17 protein-coding genes are annotated in these 22157 nt (G+C 61.8%); 3 read left to right on the top strand and 14 right to left on the bottom strand.

Annotated elements, in window-relative coordinates; translation table 11 throughout:
- Positions 1-426: 426 nt before the first annotated feature.
- The 7 genes from Q0864_RS15425 to Q0864_RS15395 all read right to left on the bottom strand — a co-directional run bounded on the left by Q0864_RS15425 (position 427) and on the right by Q0864_RS15395 (position 9258).
- Complete coding sequence (locus tag Q0864_RS15425; protein ID WP_007120662.1) at positions 427-633, bottom strand: hypothetical protein; 207 nt, start codon at positions 631-633, stop codon at positions 427-429.
- A gap of 641 nt (positions 634-1274) precedes the next feature.
- On the bottom strand, positions 1275-2291 hold the full coding sequence (locus tag Q0864_RS15420) for a GSU2403 family nucleotidyltransferase fold protein (protein WP_298571452.1): 1017 nt from the start codon (positions 2289-2291) through the stop codon (positions 1275-1277).
- A 134-nt stretch (positions 2292-2425) separates the two neighbouring features.
- Entirely contained in the window at positions 2426-3355 is a 930-nt protein-coding gene (locus Q0864_RS15415) for a DUF2493 domain-containing protein (RefSeq protein ID WP_298571449.1), read from the bottom strand.
- 815 nt (positions 3356-4170) lie between these two features.
- A complete protein-coding gene (gene eno / locus Q0864_RS15410) occupies positions 4171-5448 on the bottom strand; it encodes a phosphopyruvate hydratase (RefSeq protein ID WP_242110408.1) in 1278 nt (425 codons plus the stop codon).
- Positions 5449-5473: 25 nt separating this feature from the next.
- Positions 5474-6886 carry a pyruvate kinase gene (pyk, locus tag Q0864_RS15405; protein WP_271421647.1) on the bottom strand — a complete coding sequence of 471 codons (1413 nt, stop codon included), beginning with the start codon at positions 6884-6886 and terminating at the stop codon, positions 5474-5476.
- Positions 6887-6917: 31 nt separating this feature from the next.
- The gene (locus Q0864_RS15400) at positions 6918-8174 is read right to left on the bottom strand and encodes a glycerate kinase (RefSeq protein WP_298571443.1); all 1257 of its coding nucleotides are present in this window, start codon (positions 8172-8174) and stop codon (positions 6918-6920) included.
- A gap of 10 nt (positions 8175-8184) precedes the next feature.
- The gene (locus Q0864_RS15395) at positions 8185-9258 is read right to left on the bottom strand and encodes a tartrate dehydrogenase (protein WP_242110469.1); all 1074 of its coding nucleotides are present in this window, start codon (positions 9256-9258) and stop codon (positions 8185-8187) included.
- A 177-nt stretch (positions 9259-9435) separates the two neighbouring features.
- Here Q0864_RS15395 and Q0864_RS15390 point away from each other — a divergent pair, with 177 nt between their 5' ends.
- The 3 genes from Q0864_RS15390 to Q0864_RS15380 all read left to right on the top strand — a co-directional run bounded on the left by Q0864_RS15390 (position 9436) and on the right by Q0864_RS15380 (position 13758).
- Positions 9436-10371, top strand: coding sequence for a LysR substrate-binding domain-containing protein (locus tag Q0864_RS15390; RefSeq protein ID WP_298571440.1), 936 nt, complete (start codon positions 9436-9438; stop codon positions 10369-10371).
- 126 nt (positions 10372-10497) lie between these two features.
- Positions 10498-11469 (top strand): TAXI family TRAP transporter solute-binding subunit, encoded by a 972-nt coding sequence (locus tag Q0864_RS15385; protein ID WP_298571437.1) that lies wholly within the window; start codon positions 10498-10500, stop codon positions 11467-11469.
- Between the two features lie 87 nt (positions 11470-11556).
- Positions 11557-13758 carry a TRAP transporter permease gene (locus Q0864_RS15380; RefSeq protein ID WP_298571434.1) on the top strand — a complete coding sequence of 734 codons (2202 nt, stop codon included), beginning with the start codon at positions 11557-11559 and terminating at the stop codon, positions 13756-13758.
- Positions 13759-14222: 464 nt separating this feature from the next.
- On the opposite strand, the gene Q0864_RS15375 is transcribed toward Q0864_RS15380, so the two are convergent.
- From Q0864_RS15375 to Q0864_RS15345, 7 genes are all read right to left on the bottom strand, one after another.
- Positions 14223-14804 (bottom strand): rhomboid family intramembrane serine protease, encoded by a 582-nt coding sequence (locus tag Q0864_RS15375; RefSeq protein ID WP_298571521.1) that lies wholly within the window; start codon positions 14802-14804, stop codon positions 14223-14225.
- Positions 14805-14952: 148 nt separating this feature from the next.
- Positions 14953-15489 carry a hypothetical protein gene (locus Q0864_RS15370; RefSeq protein WP_298571432.1) on the bottom strand — a complete coding sequence of 179 codons (537 nt, stop codon included), beginning with the start codon at positions 15487-15489 and terminating at the stop codon, positions 14953-14955.
- Between the two features lie 156 nt (positions 15490-15645).
- The gene (locus Q0864_RS15365; protein ID WP_298571429.1) at positions 15646-16374 is read right to left on the bottom strand and encodes a DUF736 family protein; all 729 of its coding nucleotides are present in this window, start codon (positions 16372-16374) and stop codon (positions 15646-15648) included.
- Positions 16375-16499: 125 nt separating this feature from the next.
- Positions 16500-16802, bottom strand: a complete 303-nt coding sequence (locus Q0864_RS15360) for a hypothetical protein (RefSeq protein WP_298571426.1) — start codon at positions 16800-16802, stop codon at positions 16500-16502.
- 100 nt (positions 16803-16902) lie between these two features.
- On the bottom strand, positions 16903-17364 hold the full coding sequence (locus Q0864_RS15355) for a hypothetical protein (RefSeq protein ID WP_090270149.1): 462 nt from the start codon (positions 17362-17364) through the stop codon (positions 16903-16905).
- A 1-nt stretch (position 17365) separates the two neighbouring features.
- Entirely contained in the window at positions 17366-17752 is a 387-nt protein-coding gene (locus Q0864_RS15350; RefSeq protein WP_271421656.1) for a DUF6878 family protein, read from the bottom strand.
- Between the two features lie 122 nt (positions 17753-17874).
- Positions 17875-22137, bottom strand: a complete 4263-nt coding sequence (locus Q0864_RS15345; RefSeq protein ID WP_298571421.1) for a strawberry notch-like NTP hydrolase domain-containing protein — start codon at positions 22135-22137, stop codon at positions 17875-17877.
- Between the last annotated feature and the right edge of the window lie 20 nt (positions 22138-22157).

The raw sequence follows: 22157 nt of genomic DNA, 5'->3' as shown, positions 1-22157 counted from the left end.
CGCCAAGGGCACGAGGCCCCCGCCAGAAGGGACTCACTGGACCCCTCGACCATCGAGCACTCCGACCGCCAATCGGCATGCCTGCATCCGAGATTCAGGCCGAACACGCATGTGTTCGGACGGAAACGCGGGCGGGCGCAAACCCCACCGACAGGGCGGACAGGCAGGGTCAAGGAGGGCCAGATTTGGCTCCGCCAAATCTCTGCCGCAAAAACCGGGAGGCCCTAGCCGATAGGTTTTTGTGGATGGCCCCCTTGAGGCTGGCTGGACGGTCTGTCGCGATCTCTTTGATCTTGGCGGCGTTCGACCCACGAACGCGCAGCGACCGACACCTGGGGGTCGCCACCGGCAATCAACCCCGCCGGTGACGGCGTCCCTGGAACAGGGACAGGGCCGCCTGACGGCGGCCCATCCTCTTCAGAGGATTCAGTCCTGGGGATCTTTCGCGCTCGGTGGGAACATCACCAGCTCCGAGACCGCGACGGGAAAGTCGAGCTTGAGGCTGAAGAACTCCGAGCCGTCCCCGTTGCGGGTGTTGCGGAACATCGCACCCACGCGCTGAAAACGGGTGCGCTCCTGGCCATCGGTATCGGTGAACTTGACGGGGACGGTGGCGACGTAGTGGTTGGTCATTTGGGTTACTCCTTGTTGCGATGGGGATCACCCGGCACGGGGGCAAGAGGCCCGGTCGCAAGTGCAAATGCGGAGGGTTCGCGGCTCCGCCGTGGAAGCCGTATTTGTGCTTGCCGAAGCGTGAGCTGAGGGCACGATTGGGCCGACCCCGTGCGATCCACATCTATGAGCAAAAAGGAGTGATCCGGATGACCCCTGCCATCACGCCGCAGCCACCTTCCGCGTCCTAGTTCCGCCGATCCTGGCCGGGGTGCTGATGGAGCCCGCCCGCGTGGATGCGGTGTTCCGAAACACCACCCGAGGGACGTGCTGGACTTCAGCCTCAAGTGGGACGTCTCGACCCCTCGCGTCTTGCGCCGCTGACGATGTGCGTGAGATGCGCACCATCCCCAGCCCGCACCGATGCGGATGGGCCGCACTCTGACGGACCAGGTAGAGCGATGACGGTGCTGGCCGCCGCGAGCTGCCGATCACGCGTGACCGACCGCACGCCCATGAGAAACGACGAAAGGGCCGCGTCAAGCGCGACCCCCTCTCTTCAATCCTGCGCAGTCTTCTTAGCCGGGTCCGCAACCCGCATGACCGTCAGGCCTTTCGCTTCCGCCTTCTGCCCGAGGTTCAGTGCAACCCCGTTGCGGCAATCACACTCCCAACCCGTCGAGGATTAGTTGCGTCTCAGGCATCCGCTTCAGTGAGTTGCCGATGTGCTCCCGCCAGCGCGGTCCGACTTCCATGGCCGTGGCATAGGCCTGCGACAGATCATCGGGACGGTCCTCGGCCATCGCCTCGATCAGGAAAGCCGCCTGCTCCCTGTCCTTCGCCGATTTGAGGTTCCCTGCCCCGTCACGACGCCGGTCGGCAATGATCAGCTTGTGGATCGCATAACGTTCCGGGCGCGGCACCTGGACCAGAACGCCGGACCGATAGATCGCCGCCGCATGGATCGGCTCAGCGATCAGGAAGTTGAGATAGTTCAGTCCTTGGGCGTTCACGCCCAAGGCTGGCAGATCACGGAGGGTCTCATCTCCGAACGCCGGTGTGAGAAACTCGACCAACTGGCCGCTGCCACCCTGGGCCCACCGCCAGGTCCGGCCTTGGTCAAGAGATGGCAGAGGATCGAATTTGAGCGCCGAGAACGTCTCGGCAAGACCCGGGTCGACCTGATCCTGCAACGCAACGCTGAGCTTCTCGAACTGCGCGATGTCGATGTCGCCAGTATTGGCCATACCGCCAATTGGCAGACGGATACCAAGCTCGCCTTCATAGAAGCGAAATGCATTGGTTCCGACGATGGTGCCTCCCAAACGGAAAGTCCCGGCCGCCGCCATCGCCGACAGGATGGACCCGGTTGCCCGGTCGGTGGGGGTCATGCCTTCGGCGCGCAAGAGGCGGACAAGCCGAGACCGTTCCGCCTGCCGATCCTTGGCGGTCGAGCGCAGCTCCTCAATCCGGTTGATACGTGCACGCGTCTCGTCACTGTCCTCGCCGATATAGATGAACCGCATCTCGGTTCCGACGCGCCGCGCGGCATACCAATAGGCCTTGTCGCCGCGCTCTTTGAGCGTCGGCTTGCCTTCAACACCGGACAAGGCGTCGTCCTTCAAAAGACGTACCAGATCGGTGTAGGCGCTCATCGCGATGCTGCTGAGTGGGGTCATGCCAATCATTTCCAAGTTTTGCTTGGCACGCATATACCTATCAAAACAGGAAATTGCTAGGCAAAAGGTTCTTGGAGAATTGCCACGCCCATGAGAAACGACGAAAGGGCCGCGCCAAGCGCGACCCCCTCTCTTCAATCCTGCGCAGTCTTCTTAGCCGGGTCTGCAACCCGCATGACCGTCAAGCCTTTCGCTTCCGCCTTCTGCCCGAGGTTCAGCGCGACCCCGTTGCCGCCGAAGAGTACAACCCCCGTCGCCGCGAACTTGTCGTCCAGCATTTCGTCGTTGCACTTGAACGGTGCCGCCCGCCCATGCGCGGACCAGCGCGGATCGAAGCGCGCTTGTGCGACCCCGCGTGCCCGGGCCCACCGAGCCGCAATCATCTCCGCCCCGTGCTTGCCACCCTTGTGGCAGAGGAAGATCTCCTGGTTGCGGTTCTGCTTGATCCGTTCGCGAACCTTGTCGAGCGTGTTGAAGATCACATCAACATCGGTCCAGTCGGTGGCGCCTGAGACGATCAGGGGAACCCCCTCGACTTTCGACTTCTCGGCGGTCTCGCGGTCGTGCTGCTCGAGGAGCTGCCGCGCCTCAAAGACCGCCCCGGTCTCCTGCGCCCGGACGCTCGCGCGCGACCCGGCTGCCGGGATGAAGGCGTGGCCCGTCTCGATCTCGTAGCATTCCGCCGCAGCCTCGCTCATTACCTCGATGGCGCTGACGATCTCGCGCAGCTGCACAAAGCGCGCCTGCGCTTCTTCGAGCGCGGTCTCGGCGATCTCCGATCCGTCATGGGATTTTGCCAGCGCGCCGATCTTGTCAGCAGTGCGGTCGACCTCCTTGCCGAGTGCCACCTTGCGGCGCTGCAGGATCGTCGCGAGCCCATGGGCCAGCGGTTCGATTTCGGCTTCAAGCCCGGTCCCGCGCAGCTGACCGAGCAAAGCCTCGAAGCTCTCGCGGATGATGTGGTCGGTCAGGACGTGATCCTCCGGGATCGGGAGCTGCGCGTCCCTCTCGGTCAGCCCGAAAAGCTCGATCGTCTCGTAGGTGTTTGCGGTGTCGTAAGCCATGTCTGGTCTCCAGTGTTCGGTTCCAAGGCCACCACGTGAGTGTGGGGGCATGGCCGAATGCCTGGTTTCCGAATCTGCCCGGGTCAGGGACGGCGCAGCCGCCGGCTTGCCGGGCGCAAAAGTTTTCCGCGCGCGGCACCCGACACATGCGCGCGCTTGCGCACGGGACCGCCCCGCGCCACGGGCTCCGCCCTCGCCGAAAAGTTTTGCGATCCTTGACGCGGGCTGATTTGGGGGCCATCCGGAGGATATGCTTCCGCACTCATGTGTGTGTGTTTTGACGGTAGGTTTGACCGACCCGAGCAGGCAAACGGCCCGACCGGACGCGGAAGACGGATGGAGCGGCGGGATCGTTTTGCGCTCAAGCAAAACAGACCAGAGCGCAATCCGACGGAGCGGCCGGGGAGGGACGTGCTCGCGAGGCGGGCAAACCGGGATGCCAAGCGCAACGCCGCGGTGAGGCCGCATGGCCGAATGCGCGACGGACCGAAGGGCCGTTCTCCCTTGCGACACGCAAAGCCGAGCTGGGGAGCCCGCAAGGCTTAGCCCAAGGTCAATGTGCAGGTGACTCCGCTGCCGACTATAAGGATTACTTGTCTAAGCATTCGACGTGATGGGCGGGAAGCAGACTTTCGCTGCTATCGAATTTTGAGAAGTACCTATTTGAGATATGAAGAGTTCGTCCCAAACACCGGGACAAGCATCGACAACCTTGGCTTTCTATTTGGAGCCTGTACGTCCTTTGAGTCAGGTTACCCCGACGACGGACACTCACGACACAGGTTTGTCAAATATACAATCGCCTTAAGTTGGCCTTAGCTCACCAGGATGCTCTTACCTCCGTACTCGGCCACCGCGCCCAGCATCTCTTCGATACGGATCAACTGGTTGTACTTCGCCAACCGGTCCGAGCGTGCAAGAGAGCCGGTCTTGATCTGACCACAGTTGGTCGCAACAGCGAGATCAGCTATGATAGAGTCTTCGGTCTCACCCGACCGATGCGACATGACATTGGTCATGCGGGCGCGGTGCGCCATACCGACGGCCTCGAGCGTCTCGGTCAGAGTGCCGATCTGATTCACCTTGACCAGCATCGAGTTTGCGCATCCCCGCTCGATGCCCATCGCAAGACGCGCCGGGTTGGTCACAAACAGGTCATCCCCTACGAGCTGAATCTTGTCACCCAGCCGGTCGGTCAACAACTTCCAGCCGTCCCAATCATCTTCCGAACAGCCATCCTCGATCGAGACGATAGGATAGTCGTCGCAGAGCCGCGCGAGGTAGTCGACATTCTCCTCGGATGTCAGCAACAAGCCTTCGCCATTCATGTTGTATTTGTCGTCGCGGTAGTACTCAGTCGCAGCACAATCCATGGCCAGGTAGAAGTCCTCGCCAGGCTTGTAGCCTGCATTCTCAATCGATTTGAGGATAAAATCCAGCGCATCGCGGGTCGAGCCGATCTCTGGAGCGAAGCCGCCTTCGTCGCCGAGGCCGGTCGACATGCCGGCCATCGAAAGCTCTTTTTTCAGCGTGTGGAACACTTCCGAGCCCATGCGCACGGCTTCGCGTATGTTCGCCGCCGCAACCGGCACAATCATGAATTCCTGGATGTCGATCGGATTGTCGGCATGCTCTCCCCCATTGATGATGTTCATCATGGGCACAGGCAAGACGCGTGCCGAAGTTCCGCCGACATAGCGAAAGAGCGGTTGACCGGTGGACTTGGCCGCTGCTTTGGCAACGGCCAGCGACACTCCGAGTATGGCGTTTGCGCCAAGGCGACCTTTGTTTTCGGTGCCGTCGAGTTCGCACATGGCCATGTCAATGGCCACCTGTTCGGTAGCGTCAAAGCCGACGATGGTCTCGGCGATCTCTGTGTTGACCGCCGCCACTGCCTCTAGAACTCCCTTGCCCATGTAGCGCGCCATATCACAATCGCGGCGCTCAACCGCTTCGTGCAAGCCGGTGGAGGCCCCTGATGGCACGGCAGCACGGCCAAGCGTGCCGTCGTCGAGGGTGACATCGACTTCGACAGTAGGGTTTCCCCGGCTGTCAAGGATTTCGCGTGCGTGGATGTCGATGATGGAGCTCATGGTGTTTCAGCCTTGTTCATTTTGATCAGCGGAAGGTCGCGACACGGATGTTGTTGGTGCTTCCCACTTGCCCGAAAGGGACACCTGACAAGACCACCATCTTGTCCCCGACATTCGGTGCCAGAAGGCGCTGGCATTCCGACCTGGCTGTTTCGACCATGCTGTCATAGTCCTCCGCTGTCGCCTCCAGAACCGAGCGGGCGCCCCAGACCAAAGCCATTCGGCGCGATACGGATTGGTCGCGAGTCATCACGATCAAAGGCAGTTTTGGACGTCGTGCCGCAATGCGCAGGCCTGTCAACCCTGACATGGAATAGGCCATGATGCACTTTGCGTGCAGTGCGCATGCGAGCGTTGCACCAGTATCGGCAATGGCATCGGCATCCGTCTGTGATGGCTCGCGCGAGGCTGTCATCGCCTTGGTGTAAAACGCATGACTTTCGGTTGATCGGATGATCCGGTCCATCACCTCGACGGCCTCAGACGGATAGGCTCCGGTCGCGCTCTCCGCCGACAACATCACGGCATCGGCACCATCATAGATTGCGGTGGCGACGTCTGACGCTTCGGCGCGGGTGGGCGCGGGGGAGGCTGTCATGGATTCCAGCATTTGCGTGGCCACGATCACCGGGCGGCAGGCGCGGCGGCACAGCGCGATGATTTCCTTTTGCCGCGCGGGCACGTCTTCGGGCGGGATTTCCACGCCGAGGTCGCCACGGGCAATCATGATGGCATCGGACCGGTTGATGATCGCGTCGATGCCGTCGAGCGCGGATGGCTTCTCGATCTTCGAGATCAGACCAGCCCGGCCGTCGATGATCCGGGCGATTTCATCGAGATCGGAGGATTTCTGCACGAAAGACAGCGCCACCCAGTCGACGCCGTGGGCAAGGCCGAACTCAAGATCTGCTCGGTCCTTTTCGGTTAGCACCGGCAAGTCGAGCACGCAGTCGGGCAGGTTGACCCCTTTGCGGTCGCTGACCTTGCCGCCTTCGATGACTTCGGCCTCAAGTTTGCCCGCCTGCTTGTCGGTAATTCTAAGTCGCACGCGCCCATCGTCGATGAACACCCGATGGCCCAGCTCAATAGCCGCGAATATCTCAGGGTGAGGCAAAGGCAGACATGTATCGTCTTTGGCCGTTTCAACGGGTAGAAAGCATACCTTCTCATGTCGGTCGAGAATACGAGCGCCACCGGCAATTCGCCCAAGTCTGATCTTCGGTCCCTGCAAATCCTGGAGGATCCCAATCGGCACGCCGACCTCGCTTTCCAAAGCACGGATTGCTGCGATGGTGGTCGCATGAATGTCATGTTCGCCATGGCTGAAATTCAGCCGGAAGGTATCAACCCCCTTGTTGAACAGGCTGCGTAACATGAACGGCGAGGCGCTGGCTGGCCCAACGGTTGCAACGATCTTGGCGCGTCTTTCGCGGATCATGGGATGTCCTTCGGTTAGGCCTGAGCAGGCGTCAAAGCACCACGACGGCGCGGAAATCATTCACATTGGTTAGGGTCGGCCCGGTGCGAATCAGGTCACCAGTGGCCTCGAACAGCGAATAGCTGTCGTGGTTCCTCAGATTGACAGTGCCATCCAGGCCTTTTGTTTGCGCGCGCTCCAGAAAGTCTGGGCCGATCACAGCACCAGCGGCATCTTCGGTGCCGTCGATTCCGTCGGTGTCCACCGCCAGGGCGTGAATGCCGGGATGGCCGTTCAGGGCAATCGCGAGGCTCAGCAGGAACTCGGTGTTCCGTCCGCCGCGCCCCGAGGAAGTATCGCCAATGGACACGGTTGTCTCACCCCCTGACAGCAAGACCACCGGGGCACGCGCTGGCGCAGCGTGACGGGCAACAGATTTCGCGATGCCCGCCATGGCAATGCCCAACTCGCGCGCCTCGCCTTCCAAGGCGTCCCCCAGCAGAACCGGCGTCACTCCAGCCTCTCGCGCCACCGTCGCTGCGGCCTCCAGCGACATCTGCGGTGTCGCGATCATCCTGAAATCGACCTCGAAATCAGTGGTTTTCTCGGCTTTAGCTAAAAGGATTTCACGCGCAGTCAACGGCAGGTCCGGGCCAAGCCGGTCGACCAGCTGCGAGAGGTCGTCGCCCGAAGTGGGGTCAGGCACAGTCGGTCCAGACGCAACAGCCGCAGGATCGTCGCCAGGGACATCGGAGATCGCAAGAGTCACCAATCTCGCTGGACTTGCGGCCTGAGCCAACCCGCCACCCTTGATCTTCGACAGCCTGCGCCGAACGCGGTTCATATCGTCGATGGTCAGGCCGGATTTCAGCAGCAGCTTGTTGACCGTGATCTTCTCTTCCAAGGTCAGCGGCGGTGTCGGCATAGGCATCAGCGCCGATCCGCCGCCCGAGATTAGCGCAATCACGAGATCGCCCTTTCTGGCGGCTTTTGCCGTTTGAAGAATGTCGCGTGCCGCTTCCAAGCCTGCCGCATCGGGTACGGGATGGGAGGCTTCTCGCACCGAAATGCGATCGGTGGGGACCGCGTGGCCAAAGCGGGTTACGACGACGCCCGAAAGCTCGACATCGGGCCAGGCCTTCTCCAGGGCACGCGCCATAGCCGCGGCAGACTTGCCCGCGCCGATGACGATGCAGCGACTCGTGGGCTTTTCAGGCAGGTGCCGTGCCAGAACCGTCGCCGGGTCAGCTGCCGCGATGGCAGCCGTCATCATGCGGCGCAGCAGCGCCTTTACATCGTCCTCGGTCATTTGGCTGTCCTCAGATATTCTCGCCGCGGATCGCGTCGCAGACCGCATCAGTGACGTCCTGAGTGGTCGCTGTGCCGCCCACATCCGGGGTCATGATGCCTTCGGCGCACACCTTTTCCACGGCGCGCATCAGACGTTCCGCCGCAGCGGTCTCGCCCAGATGCTCCAGCATCTGGCTTGCGGTCCAGAAGGTGGCAACTGGATTGGCGATCCCCTTGCCGGTTATGTCGAAGGCCGAACCGTGGATTGGTTCGAACATTGACGGATAGCGGCGCTCGGGGTCAATGTTGCCGGTGGGCGCAACGCCGAGAGACCCCGCCAACGCGCCGGCAAGATCAGACAGAATATCTGCGTGCAGGTTGGTGGCCACAATCGTGTCGAGCGATTTCGGGTTCTTAACCATGCGAACGGTCATGGCGTCGACCAGCATTTTGTCCCAAGTCACATCCGGGAAATCCTTGGATACTTCCAGCGCAATTTCGTCCCACATCACCATGCCGTGGCGCTGTGCGTTCGACTTGGTCACGACAGTCAGGAATTTGCGAGAGCGCGACTGTGCCAGTTTGAAGGCATAGCGCATGATCCGCTCTACGCCGACGCGGGTGAAGATCGACACTTCAGTCGCCACTTCCTCCGGCATTCCCCGATGGGCGCGACCGCCTACGCCGGAATATTCGCCTTCTGAGTTTTCGCGCACGATCACCCAGTCAAGATCGCCCGGGCCAACACCGGCCAGCGGCGAGGAGATTCCCGGCAGGATCTTAGTTGGGCGCACGTTGGCGTATTGGTCAAAGCCCTGGCAGATCGGCAGGCGCAGACCCCAGAGCGTCACGTGATCGGGCACGTCCGGCGCGCCAACCGCACCGAAAAAGATTGCGTCGAAATTTTTCAGCTGTTCGGTGCCGTCCTCTGGCATCAATGCCCCGGTCTTCTTGTAGCGCTCTGAACTCCAATCGAACTCGGTAACATCGAACGCAAAACCGCCGTCACGGCGTGCCAACGCTTCCAGCGCCTGGTGCCCGGCGGCGATGACTTCGGGGCCGATACCATCGGCGGGAATGGAGGCGATCTTGTAGGTTTTCATTTCCTGGGTCCGTTCGTTGAGTTCCTGCGACTGCACTGATGCGCCATTTGCAGGGGCTGTTTGCTGGATCGTCATCTTATCTCCTCCTGTGTGACGTCAGTCCGACACTTGACATGACGCTACAGCTCTGGACTTGCCGCCCTCAATCTGCGTAAGATTATATACAGATGTGAAATAGTGGCTATTGGAACCGCGAGATTGGATACCGACCAGATCAGATGCTTCCTTGCGGTCGCGGAAACCCTGCATTTCGGGCGGGCCGCGCAATCGCTCGATATGTTGCCTGCCTCTCTGGGACGGCAAATTCGCTTACTTGAGGACAAGCTTGAAACGCGACTGTTCCTCCGGACCACGCGCAGCGTATCCCTTACCGAAGCGGGCACCAGCATTCTCGAAGAGGCTCGCGCTCTGGTCGCGCAGGCTGAGCAATTTGAAGAAAAGGTGCGCAACGTGCGCAAGTCAGAGACGCCGGTCCTGAAAGTTGGCGCCATCGATAGCGCGGCCGCAGGATTGATCCCGCAACTCTTGAAGCTGGTGCGTGAGGAGCAACCTGATCTCGAAATCCAGCTCTTCGAACAGAAGACCATCCACCTCTTGCCGAAACTGCTGAGCGGCTCGCTCGATATCGCTTTCTGTCGACCTCCGGATGTGCGCGATCAACGGCTCAACTTCCGGGCGCTGTTTTTCGAAACCGCCGTAGTCGCCTTGCCAGAGAACCATCGGTTGGCTGATCAAAGCAGTATTGCGATCTCTGATCTGGCAGACGAACCTCTGATCGTGCCGGATCGCCGGTCCCGTCCACATTCGCACGATCTGACAATCAAGCTCTTTGTCGATGTCGGACTGACCGCGCGCATTGCCCAGGTGGCCGAAGAAAAGCAAACCATCGTCAACCTCGTTGCGGCGGGAACAGGCCTCGCCATCGTCCCGCGCTGGACGTCGCGGCTTCAGGTTCCGGGCGTGACTTTCGTTCCCCTGACCATTCCGGATGGCACGACGCGGTCAAAACTGATCCTCGCGGCGGCATGGACGCGCGGCACAAGAGATCCGGCACGCGACGCATTTCTGGCCGTGCTTGAAAGCCATCTGCCGGAGTTGGAAGCTACGGCCTGATTATTTCATAATTGAATATAAAATTTGGCGCATAGCCCAAGGCCGTCCATCCCCGCATGATCTGTTTATTGTTGCTGCCCCCAAAATACGGGGCGCATCGGAGGACTCATCGGAGGAGGAAGTTCCATGAAATTCAAGACCATTTCCGCAGTCGCGGCGCTGTGCGCCACGATCGCGATGCCCGTCGCCGCGCAGGATCGCGACGGCTGGCCCAACAGCATCACCATCGGCACCGGTAGCCAGGGCGGCACCTACTTCACCTATGGCTCGGGTTTCGGTGCCATGCTCAGCGAAGAATTGGACCTGAACGCAGGTGTCGAAATCACCGGCGGCCCGGTGCAGAACGTGACGCTGGTGGAAACCGGCGAGCACCAGCTTGGCTTCGTGACGCTTGGACCCGCCGACGAGGCCTATCGCGGCGAAAGCCCGCTGATGCCCGGCGTTCCGCATGAAAACGTGCGCGCGTTGTTCCCGATGTACCAGACGCCGCTGCAGGCGGCGGTCCTGGCTTCGTCGGACATCCAGAACTTTCAGGATCTGAACGGCAAGCGGATCGGCGTCGGCCCGGCAGGCGGCACCTCGGCCACCTACTGGACGCGCTACTTCGAAGCGACCGACTCGGGCGCCACCATCAGCAATGCTGGCGGCTCGGACACTGCGGGCCAACTCAAGGACGGGCTGATCGACGCCTTCGTCTACGCCGCGGGCCTGCCGACCGGCGCCTACGCCCAGCTGGCGGTGGAAAACGACGTGCGCTTCCTGTCGATGGGGCCGGAAACCCTGGCGACGATGAAGGAACTTGCGCCCGCGATGCAGGAGTTCACCATTCCGGCCAACACCTACGAGGATCAGCCGGAACCGCTCCAGACCGTGTCGCTGTGGAACTTCGCCATCGCGCATCAGGACATGCCTGAAAGCCTGGCCTACGAGATCACCAAGCTGGCGATGGAAAACCCGGAGCGGATGGTCCAGAACCACGCCGCTGCCAAGGAAACCCTGGCCGAGAACGTGCTCAAGAACACCGTGATCCCGTTCCATCCGGGGGCCGTCAAGTGGTTCGAAGAGAACGGCTACGAGATCCCTGCTGACCAGAAGTAAGCGCGTCCCGCGTTTGCGCTGCACGGGCGGTCGAGCCTTGTCTCCCGCCCGTGCTCACCATTCAACCCCTTTCATGGGTGACCCATCATGACCAAGACACAGGACTCTCATGGCCGGCCCGAGGCCGAGCCGGACCTTTCGCTGATCGAACAGGAAACCGCCAAGGCGCATGTGGATGAAGACCCGCTTGCCAGCAATCAGCGGGATTTCACTGGCACGCGCAATATGGCCATCGCCACGATGTGTGTCGCCTACTCGGTCTTTCATCTGCTGGTCATGAACGTCTATCCGCTCGAGACCTGGGCCTATCGCCTGAGCCATGTCGGCGGCGGGCTGTTTCTGGGCTTTCTATTGTTTGGCGCCACGTCGCTGTCCGAGGACGCCGAGGGCGAAATCCGCAACCCGATGTCGCTGGCCCTGCTGGGTCTTGCCGCTGCAGGCATCGGCTATGCGCTGATCTCCGTTGCCGCGATTTGGATCAATGGCACGCTCATGGGTGTGGCGCTGCCCCCCGCCTGGGCCATGTCGTCCTTCGGCATTCCGCTGGCCGCCGGGACGGCGCTGGCCATCCTGCATGGCTGGCTTTTCCCGCAACGCGACCGCCGCGCATTTTCCGCCGGCGACATCCTGTTGGCCGTCGCCGCGCTGGTCGCGACCGCCTACCTGATCTTCTTTGCACGCCAGTTGCAGCTGCGCGCCGGTATGCCGATGGCGCTGCCCGGAGACATGTGGGCGGCGATCACCGGCGTGATCCTGATCATCGAACTGACCCGCCGCCTGGCAGGTATGGCCCTGGTGATCATCGCGTCGATCTTTGTCGCCTATTCCTTCCTCGGACCCTGGCTGCCGGGCATTTTTGAGCACCGCGGATATGATGCCAAGCGCTTCTTCTCCTACATCTTCACCGACAACGGCATCCTTGGCGCACCCATCGCGATCTCGTCGACCTACATCATCCTCTTCGTGATCTTCGCCGCCTTCCTGCAGACCACGCGGGTCGGCGAATACTTCGTCAACCTTGCCTTCGCCGCTGCCGGGCACAAGCGCGGCGGCCCGGCCAAGGTGGCGATCTTCGCCTCCGGCCTGATGGGCATGATCAACGGCACCTCGGCGGGCAACGTGGTGGCCACCGGATCGCTGACCATCCCGATGATGAAAAAGGTGGGCTACAAGCCGCAGACCGCCGCTTCGGTTGAAGCCGCGGCATCGACAGGCGGGCAGATCATGCCGCCGATCATGGGCGCAGGCGCCTTCATCATGGCCGAAATCACCGGCATCCCCTACATGGAGATCGTCTCGGCCGCGATCATTCCGGCGGCGCTCTATTTCCTCTCGGTCTATTTCATGATCGACCTGGCGGCGCAGAAGGCGAACCTGAAAGGCCTCCCGCGGGAGCAACTGCCCAAGTTCGGTGTGCTGATCCGTCAGATCTATCTTCTGACCCCCATCATCGTGCTGATATATGCCCTCTTCGCTGGATACTCGGTGATCCGTTGCGGAACCCTGGCGATGATTACGGCCGCCGTGGTTTCCTGGCTCACGCCGCACCGGATGGGGCCGAAGCAGCTGTTTAACGCGCTCGACAATGGCGCGCGCATGGTTCTGCAACTGGTGGCGGTCTGCGCGACCGCGGGCATCATCGTGGGTGTCATCGCCCTGACTGGTATCGGCTCCCGCTTCTCGACAGTTCTGCTGGCGCTTGCGGACCAGAGCCAGATCTTGGCGCTGTTCTTCGCCATGGTCGTTTCCATCGTGCTAGGGATGGGAATGCCCACAACCGCAGCTTATGCTGTCGCAGCAAGTGTCATCGCACCGGGCGTCGTCAATCTTGGCGTAGAGCCGTTGATTGCTCACCTGTTCATTTTCTACTTCGCTGTGATGTCGGCGATCACCCCGCCTGTCGCCCTGGCGGCTTACGCCGGATCTGCGTTGGCAGGGTCCGACCCGGTAAAAACCAGCGTCGAGAGTTTCAAGATCGGCTTAGCGGCCTTTGTGGTCCCTTATATGTTCTTCTACTCCCCTGCGATGCTGCTTGAAGGCACTTGGTTCGAGATCGGCCACATCGCTATCACTGCGATTGTAGGCGTCTATCTTCTCTCCTGTGCCGTTCAGGGGTGGTTCATCGGACACGCAGGTGCTGTCGTTCGGGTTGCCCTTCTGGCAGCGGGTTTGTCAATGATCGCAGGTGGCTGGCTGACGGACGCCTTTGGCCTTGGCCTTGTTGTGCTTATTGCGGTCCTGCAGAAGCGCATTCTGACAGCGAAAGACCTCGCGCACGGCGCAGATTAGTAAAACCGAGGCGGTCGAAATGTTGACCGCCTCGACCACACAAGTTCCAGAGAAGTTAATGGGTCCAGATGATCGCGAACGTCTCTCCAGTCACCAGTAACTTACGTCACAGCTTTTTTGGGTGATGGTGGTATTGGTTAGGTTTATATATGGCGATTTCCGCATTGTTGGGTCACTGCCAAGACGCTTGAACCTAGATTCAGCTTTCCTGAAGTTTTGCTGACCTCCTTGCAGTCGCAAGACTTCAGAATTTTCGTGCAGCGCTCGATAAGACCATGTCCGCTTAGGATCGTAAACGCTCATTTCTTGCGAGGGAGTGAACTGGTGCTATGTCCGCTGACCTGGTCATTGCCCTGTTGAAAATTCTGCGCAGTTCACGAACGGCTGGTTTGGAGAAGCTGCGTTGCAGCGCTCGTCGATTATGTGAACGGCAAGTCTGGGCCGGCAACGACAGGTGGCCCGCTTCAGTCCAGATCGACGCCGCCGAGGCGCGGCGCATGGACATGCGTTTGCACAAGCAATGCAGCGGCCGCGCCGGCCAAAGCGCCGAACAGATGAGCCTCCCACGAGACGCCAGGTTGACCCGGAAGAACGCCCCAGAGAATGGAACCGTAGAGCAAACCGACCACCAGTGTCGCGCCCAGCGTGATCAGTGAGCGATCCACGAGGCCGCGCGCGACGAGGAAGCCAAACCAGCCGAAGACGAGCCCTGACGCGCCGATATGGATGGCCGAGCTTCCGAACAGCCAGACAAAACCGCCGCCGAGGCCGATCACCACGGCGTTCACCGGCAGCAAGGCTCGCGTGGTCGTTGCCACCAACAGCCCACCCATCACCAATAGCGGCGGCGTATTTGCCATAAGGTGCGCGAAACTTCCATGCAGGAGGGGCATGGCGATGACACCATCCAATCCGCTTACGTGCCGGGGGATCAGGCCGAAGGCCGGGTTCAAGCCGTAACCGATAGTCCAATTGAGGAGGTGAACCGCCCAGAGCAGTGCGACAAAGGAGACAAGCGCCGCGGTGCGCCGAAAGAAGGCGCGCATGTGATCCCGGTTCATCATGTTGGCGACAGTAGACGTCCCCACAGCGCCTTCAACGGCTTTCGCGCGCTGCACAGGGTGCCACCTTTGGGAAAGGGGGTTTGAGGCGGCCAACCTCGGTACGGCTCAAGCCAAGAGAATGGCTCCGATCTTACACGGTGTTCCCCGGACGAAAGGGCTGCGGTTCACGCTCGGGGCGCTTCAAGGCTTCGGCGTATTTACGGGCATTGTCATCGATCGTGCCGTGCCAAAGCTTCGAGAAGAAGGCCCGGGCGTCTTGGACTGTCATGTCTTTCAGCGAAGAGGACAGCACCATGAAAAGCTCATCCTCGCTGATCGCAGCGGCGCGGTGCATGGCATCCGCGTAAAATGACGGGTCGTTGAGAACCTGCTCGCTCAGCGGCATCCGCGCGAGGTTCTCTTCCGGGATCGCCATGAAGATCGTGTCCTGCAGGTCGGTCAGATAAGCCCTGTGCGATGTGGACACCGGTTTTCCCGCCGCCTTGGCCTCCAGATATGCCTGCCTTGTCCTGTCGAGCTTCGCCCTTGCATGGGTCATGATGACTTCACGCTTTCGGGCGGGTAGCGCGAATCCGGTGCAGCGCTCGATATGGGCGAGGAGATCTGCAACCTCTGCCTCAACATTAAAGCTCTCGAACCATGGAACCGTCCCTGATCTAGCCGCCACGCGCCCGCCCTCGATGTTACGATAATATATTTATGCATCACATTTACACCTGATCGCAAGCGGGTGGCGTCCTTCACGCCAACGGACACGGAAAGAGGGGAACCGTGATCCCACGGTTCCCCTTTGGGTTCAGATCGTCTCCCCCTCGCGCGCCGATTAGGCGACCAAGGAGAGCCCCGCGCCCGCGTCCTGCGGCTGCTCACCGCTGTCGATGAACGGGATGATCGAGAAGGTCTGCCCGCCGCGCTGTTCTTCGTTCTGCACGGCGTTGACGCGCAGGTCGCCATCAGGCGTGTTGATCAGCAGTGACAGGTAGTCATTGCCCGTGCGGCTGCTTTTGGCCATCCAGGCCGAGCCGACGCGGATCGGTGTGCCCCGGGGCGAGCTGACCTCGACGCGGTAATCCGGGTGGGTCTCCTCGGATTTGTAGCTGTTCTCGATCAGCATGAACTCCAGATCGAACATCATGTTGGCGATGTAGCCGGTGAAGGCGTTGTCAGCGTCCATGGCGGTCAACTCGCCCGAGATCGAGCCGGACTTCATCAGGCCGTTCGAGACCAGCGGGATGATCTCGAATTCGCCGCTTTGGGTCGCGCGCGCCTCTTTCGTCTGCACCGCGTTGACCCGGAACGGGCCCAAGCCGACATCGATCTGCATCGAGACGTAGGGGTTGCCGCTGGTATTGCCGGTCTCGTTCCAGGCCGTGCCGATGCGCACCTTGCGACCGGATTTGTTGACTGCCGTCACGTCAAAATCCGGGCTGCGTTCGGACATCTTGGCCCGCGCCTCCAACTGGATGGCGATGTCAAAGCGCGTCGAGTGGATCATGCCGGTGTACTGAGCGGCTGCGGTCTCGACATTGCGGGTGAGGGTTCCTGCGAACATGGGATGGTTCCTTTTCAGATTGTTCGGTGCCTGACGTTCTTGCCAGCGCATCCGGGATTGCTTTCTCGACCCCTTGAGGGATCACAAATCAGAAAGCCTGCTTTCCTTTCAGCCCCGCCCACGGGTCAGAGCTGCCGTCCGAGTGGGAAGGCCCCCGCGCCTCCGGGTGCTACGCCCCTCCCCTGCCCGTCTGGTCTTGATTGGCTGCCCGAATTTTCAACGCTGTCCTCCGACCGCGCGATGAAGAACTCCGCCTCTTTGCCGTTCAACCGTTGCCCTTCCTGGTCGGTCAGACCGATGCAGCTGCCGTTCGGCACATAGGTGATCAGGTACTGCCCAAGCCGGTCCTTGTGGACAACGTAGCCGGTATTGGCCCAATGCACGGTCTGGCCGGCATCGACGGCCGCCTTGATGTCTTCGAGTGTCATGCGATCCTCCTCAAGAAGAATGGTGGGGAAACGATGCAAGAAGCCCGATCGTCCAACCGGGCTTCCATGCAGTATTCGTTTGGCAAACGGCCAAGAGCTGTCAGGCGCTTTGCGTGGCTTGCGTCGCGCGCGACGCCATCCAATCCTTCAGGCCAAGAACCGTTCTTCCGGCGGCGACCTCGGAGGCCCAGGCAACCCTTGGGTCGCCGCAGGGCTCATTGCCGACATGCCGGTCGATGTGGCCATTTGCCATCCATGGCTCAGGCTGGATCCGTCGAAGCCAGTCCGCCATGCTCGGAATGCGGCCCTGACAGTCTTCGCGGACATGCTGCTCGCCGATCCAGCGCACGGGGATCTCTCGACCTGCGCTATTGGTCAGGGTCAGGCCGAAGACACGTTCGGCCTCGAACAGGCCTTGAGCGTGGTGGCGCATGGCTCGGTGCGTGAAGAGCGCGAGATGCTCTTTCGAGGCGTCAAACCAATCGTGCACAGCCTGATAGTCAGACGGCACCCCGCCGAATTTCCGGGCAGAGCTTTCAGCATGATGAAGCGGATGGGCCATCTCACAGCCCCTCGTCATAGCTGTGCGAGCATTCGACATAGCGGTCGGCATGATCGAGGGTGATGCTGTCTAGTGCTATGTCCCAGGTCAGCGTGCCGTAGCCGCCCTCGTTGTTTTCAAACCCCGGGTGATGATGATAGGCGAGCGACCAGGCGAAATCGCCAACCTCTGTGGCAAGCGCCTCCGGCAGTTGGACCTCTGCAGGCTGCACCGTCACATCCTCGACATTGCCGGAGTCGCCATAGCCTTCGTATTCGGCAGTGACCCCGCTGATGCCAAGCGCACGTAGTTGCGCGAGCAGCTCCGCTCGGGTCGCCTTCAAGGTGGTTTCGCGCTCCGCGCGCAACTGAGCCGCCATCGCGGCATAGTCGATCTGGGGATTGGTCATGGGTCTGTCCTCTCGTCTGAATTTGGGGGGGGCCGGGCGTGGCATTGGTCAGCGCGCGCCCGGTAAGCGCAGACCGGCAAACCCCGATCCGCGACGCCCGACCGGAAGCCCGCTTTGACTTTTCAGGCGGCTTGTTCTGCTGCTCTAGCGGCTCGCTGCCCCACGATCCGGGCCAGAATGCTTCCCGCGTCGATCCCGTCCCCGTGCGGCAGGAACACCCGCAGCTGGAAGGCGATGATCTCAGTGAAACACCCCATTGCCTTGAGGCCATCAATCATGCCCCGATCCGCGCCGCCCAGCTCGAGGCGCATCTCGCCTGCGACACGGCGACGGGTCAGGGTCAGACCCCGGCCCAGATCGACAGGCGCGGTGGTGCCGAGGGCGGCGGTCAACATCTCCTGTGGCGTTTGCGGATTGGAGACGAGGAAGCGGGCGCGCAGCGCGGCCGCCCCTTCCTCGCTCAGCGTGCGCCCGATCATGGCGGTCGCCCCATCGGGCGTGACCCGGTAGATGCGCTCATTGGTGGTCGGAATATCCTTCCAGATCGGCAGCAGCAGCCCGGTCAGCAGGTAGAGCTTGGTCGTGGTGGTTTTTGGCAGGGACGCAGCCTCGGCATCCCAAAGACGTGCGAACTCAGGCCTGTCGATCTCTTCCCAAGCCGAGGACTCAAACCGTGCCTCTTCGAGATAGCTCGACCCGTTTGGCCGCACCGCCTTGCGCATCAGCGTGACGATGTCCTCGTCATACATCTGCATGGGCCGCGCCGAGATGAGCGCCGCGCGACCGGAGACGCGGTTAACCATCGGCAGCTTGTCGGGATTGCGCGATATGGCCTCTTTGGCGCCCAGGACATACACTGGGTCCGTCACCTCAAGTCCGATGATCCGCGTCACGGCGCCGGATTTCGGGCAGGTCCAGAGATCCTCCGTGGAGACCTGTTCGATCTTTTCGCCGCGCAGGGTTTCGACGCCGAGATCGAGCGTGCCCGCCGCGCGCGCCCGTTCAGTCTGATCGGCAATCCGGCGCATGAACTCGGCAAAGAGTGCGTTCTGCATGTGGATGGGAAGGGCCAGAACTCGGTTGAGAAACCGCTGGATCGGCGGCAGCTCCTCGAGCAGCACCCCGTCCTTGTCGATCAGCCGCAGGGCGGTCCAGTCGGTGAAGCTCTCGTAGCCCATCGCCTCAGCGCGCCCGGCGGCAAGATCGGCGAAATACCCACGCAGCGCCGCTCGCGCGATCGGGCTTTCGAGATTGTCCTCCTCGCGGAACATGCCTTGCGAGCCGGTCTCGCGCTGACCCTTGGTCAAGGCCCCCAGCTGGTCGAGGCGCTTGGCTATAGTCGAGGTGAAGCGTTTTTCGCCATGCACATCCGAGGTGCAGACCCGGAAGAAGGGCGCGCTGACCTGAGCCGAGCGATGCGTGCGCCCGAGCCCCTGGATGGCCGCATCCGCGCGCCAGCCGGGCTCCAGAAGATAGTGCCGCCGCCGTTTCTGGTTCTTCGCCGTTTGCGCCGCGTGATAGGACCGGCCCGTCCCGCCCGCATCGGAAAAGATAAGGATATCCTTCTCGCCGTCCATGAAGGCTTGGGTCTCGGATGAATTGCTGCTGGCGGCGCGCTTCTCGATGAAGAGATGACCATCCTCGGCCTTCAAAGGGCGGATGGACCGACCCGTGACCTCTGCGACGGCCTCGTCGCCAAAAGCCCAGAGGATCTGATCGAGCGCCGAGGGGATCGGCGCCAGCGTCATCAACTCCATCATGGCCGCATCGCGCAGGGCGAGCGCCTCGCGCGAGACGACGAGCGCGCCGGTCTCATCCCGCAAGGGTTCCGCCACCATATTGCCGTCGACCTCGACCAGCTTTTGCGCATGGATCGGGAAGGCCTGTTCGAGGTAGCCCAGGACGTAATCGCGCGGCGTCAAGGCACCCTCGACGAGTTCATCCTCGGGGTCCATCGTCTCAAGCCGGCGTTTCAGCAGGCTCTCGCCTGTCGAAACCACCTGGATGACGCAAGCCTTGCCCGCCGCCAGATCGTCCTTGATCGCGCGGATGATGGTCGGGGCTTTCATGCCCATCAGGAGATGGTTGAAGAAGCGCTGTTTCGTGCTCTCGAAGCGGGACTTGGCCGAGGCGTGAGCAGCCGACGCATTGGTCTCGCCCGAGGCGTCGTTGACGCCGGTCGCAGTCAGCGCCGCTTCGAGATTGTGGTGGATCATCCGAAAAGCACCCGCGTATGCGTCGTAGATCTCGATCTGGGCCGGGGTCAGCGCGTGTTCGAGCACGTCATACTCCACCCCATCAAAACTGAGGGCACGCGCCGTGTAGAGCCCGAGCGTCTTGAGATCACGCGCGACCACCTCCATGGCAGCCACGCCGCCGGCTTCCATCGCAGAAACGAAGCTCTCGCGGCTTGGGAAGGGGTATTCGGGGCCCTGCCCCCAGAGACCGAGACGCGCGGCATAGGCGAGGTTCGAGACGCTCGTGGCCCCCGTAGCCGAGATGTAGAAGACACGAGCGCGCGGGGCGGCCAGTTGCAGCCGCAGGCCAGCAAGGCCCTGCTGGGAGGGTTTGACCCCCCTGCCCTGCTCGGACCCTGCCGCGTTCTGCATGGCATGGGCCTCATCAAAAGCCAGCACGCCGTCGAAGTCTTCGCCCATCCAGTCGAGAATCTGGCTCAGTCGCGTGGTGCCGCATTTGCCCGCGGACCGCAGCGTGGCGTAGGTGACAAAAAGGATACCGTCGCCCATCGGGATGGACTGGTCCGGTTTCCATTTGGAGAGCGGCTGGATGTCGGCTGGCGAGCCGCCGAGATCGGTCCAGTCGCGGATGGCGTCCTCGATGAGCGTGGCGGATTTGGAGACCCAGATCGCCTTTCTGCGTCCGGAAAGCCAGTTCACGAGAATGAGCCCGGCGCATTCGCGGCCCTTGCCGCAACCGGTGCCGTCGCCGAGGAAATAGCCAAGGCGATAGGCCCGTGCGTCCGGATCATCATCGGCGCGCGTCAGCTTGGTCTGGTCGTCATCGATTGTAAACCGACCGGGCAGATCACGCCCATGGGCATCATGCGCCATGATGATGGTTTCCAGCTGCGCCTCGGATAGGTCTCCCTCCTCGATCAACCGTGCGGGCAGGCGCAAGTCATCACTGACCGTGTTTGAGGGCATCGGCGGGGCAACCGAGGCCATGGCGATGCTCTCGACGAGCGGGGTGGGATGTTCCTGCGCACCCGCGATCTCGATCCGCTGCGGACGGTAGCGCGCATAGATGTCCGAGACCGGCGTGTTGTCGCGAGGGGTCTCAAAGCTTGTGAAGCTGAGCGGACGGACGGCATTGGCCCGGGGTTTGGAGGCCGCAACAGGCGCAGCGGCGGTCTTGCGCGGGGCAGATGGTGCAACGGTCGGTCGCGCAGCAGTAACCGCTGCCGCCCGTTGGGCGGGGCGCATCTCGGTCCGGGTTGAGGCCACAGCATCAACATATGCCAAGGCTTCATCCAGATCCCGCACAGGGACGCGGATCATCTCGCCGTCCTCCTGCACCTTGTCGAAGACCATCAGCTGGGTTTCGACAGAGGTGCCGAGTTTGCGGTAGACCTGCCCCGGCATCGTCAACGCCAGTCGCAGCGTCAGGAGACCGCAGGCGCGGGACCAATGCGCGGCATCGCGTTCGGGTGTGAATCCCGGCGGCATGATCGCCACCAGCCGCCCACCGGGCGCGAGACGCTTGGCAGCCGCGACGAGATGTTTGGCGGCGATGTGCTTGTCTTGGGAGCGATCGACCGATGAGGCGAAGGGCGGGTTCATCACCACGACGTCGGGTAGAACCGGCGTCTGCAGCAGATCATCGATATGCTCGCCGTCATGGCCTGTGACCTCTCCGCCGAAAACCGCGCGCAGGAGGCGCTGGCGAGAGGGGTCGATCTCGTTGAGCAAAAGCGTGGCACCAGCCCGGGCGGCGAAAGCGGCCAGTGCACCGGTGCCCGCCGAGGGCTCCAGAACGGTCTCGCCCTTGCGGATCGCCGTGGCCTGCAAGACCAGCGCCGCAAATGGCAGCGGCGTGGAAAACTGCTGCAGCCGGATCTGCTGCTCGGAGCGGCGGGTTTCCGTCAGGAGCCGCGAGGCAAGCAGCCTTGCAGCGGCGATATCACCTGCCGCGCCGTCCCCACGCAGCAGCACCTGAACAGCCGCGGCCTGCATCAGGTCATAGGCCATGCGCCAGTCCCAGGCACCGCCGGCATCGCTGCCATGAAACGTCTCGCGCATGATACGCGCGAGCGCTGAACTGCGCAGGGGTTGGTGGTCGATCTCCGCGCCGATTTGCGCGATGGCATTTGCGAGATCAGTGTCAGAGATTGGGAAAGCCGGGTTTGCCGGTTTGGGCTTGGACATGGGGATTTTCCTTTGGATCA

Source organism: uncultured Aliiroseovarius sp., assembly GCF_947497285.1.
Classification (GTDB): Bacteria; Pseudomonadota; Alphaproteobacteria; order Rhodobacterales; family Rhodobacteraceae; genus Aliiroseovarius.
Note: the sequence above shows the minus strand (reverse complement) of the source record. Positions and strands in the feature narration are given on the sequence as shown.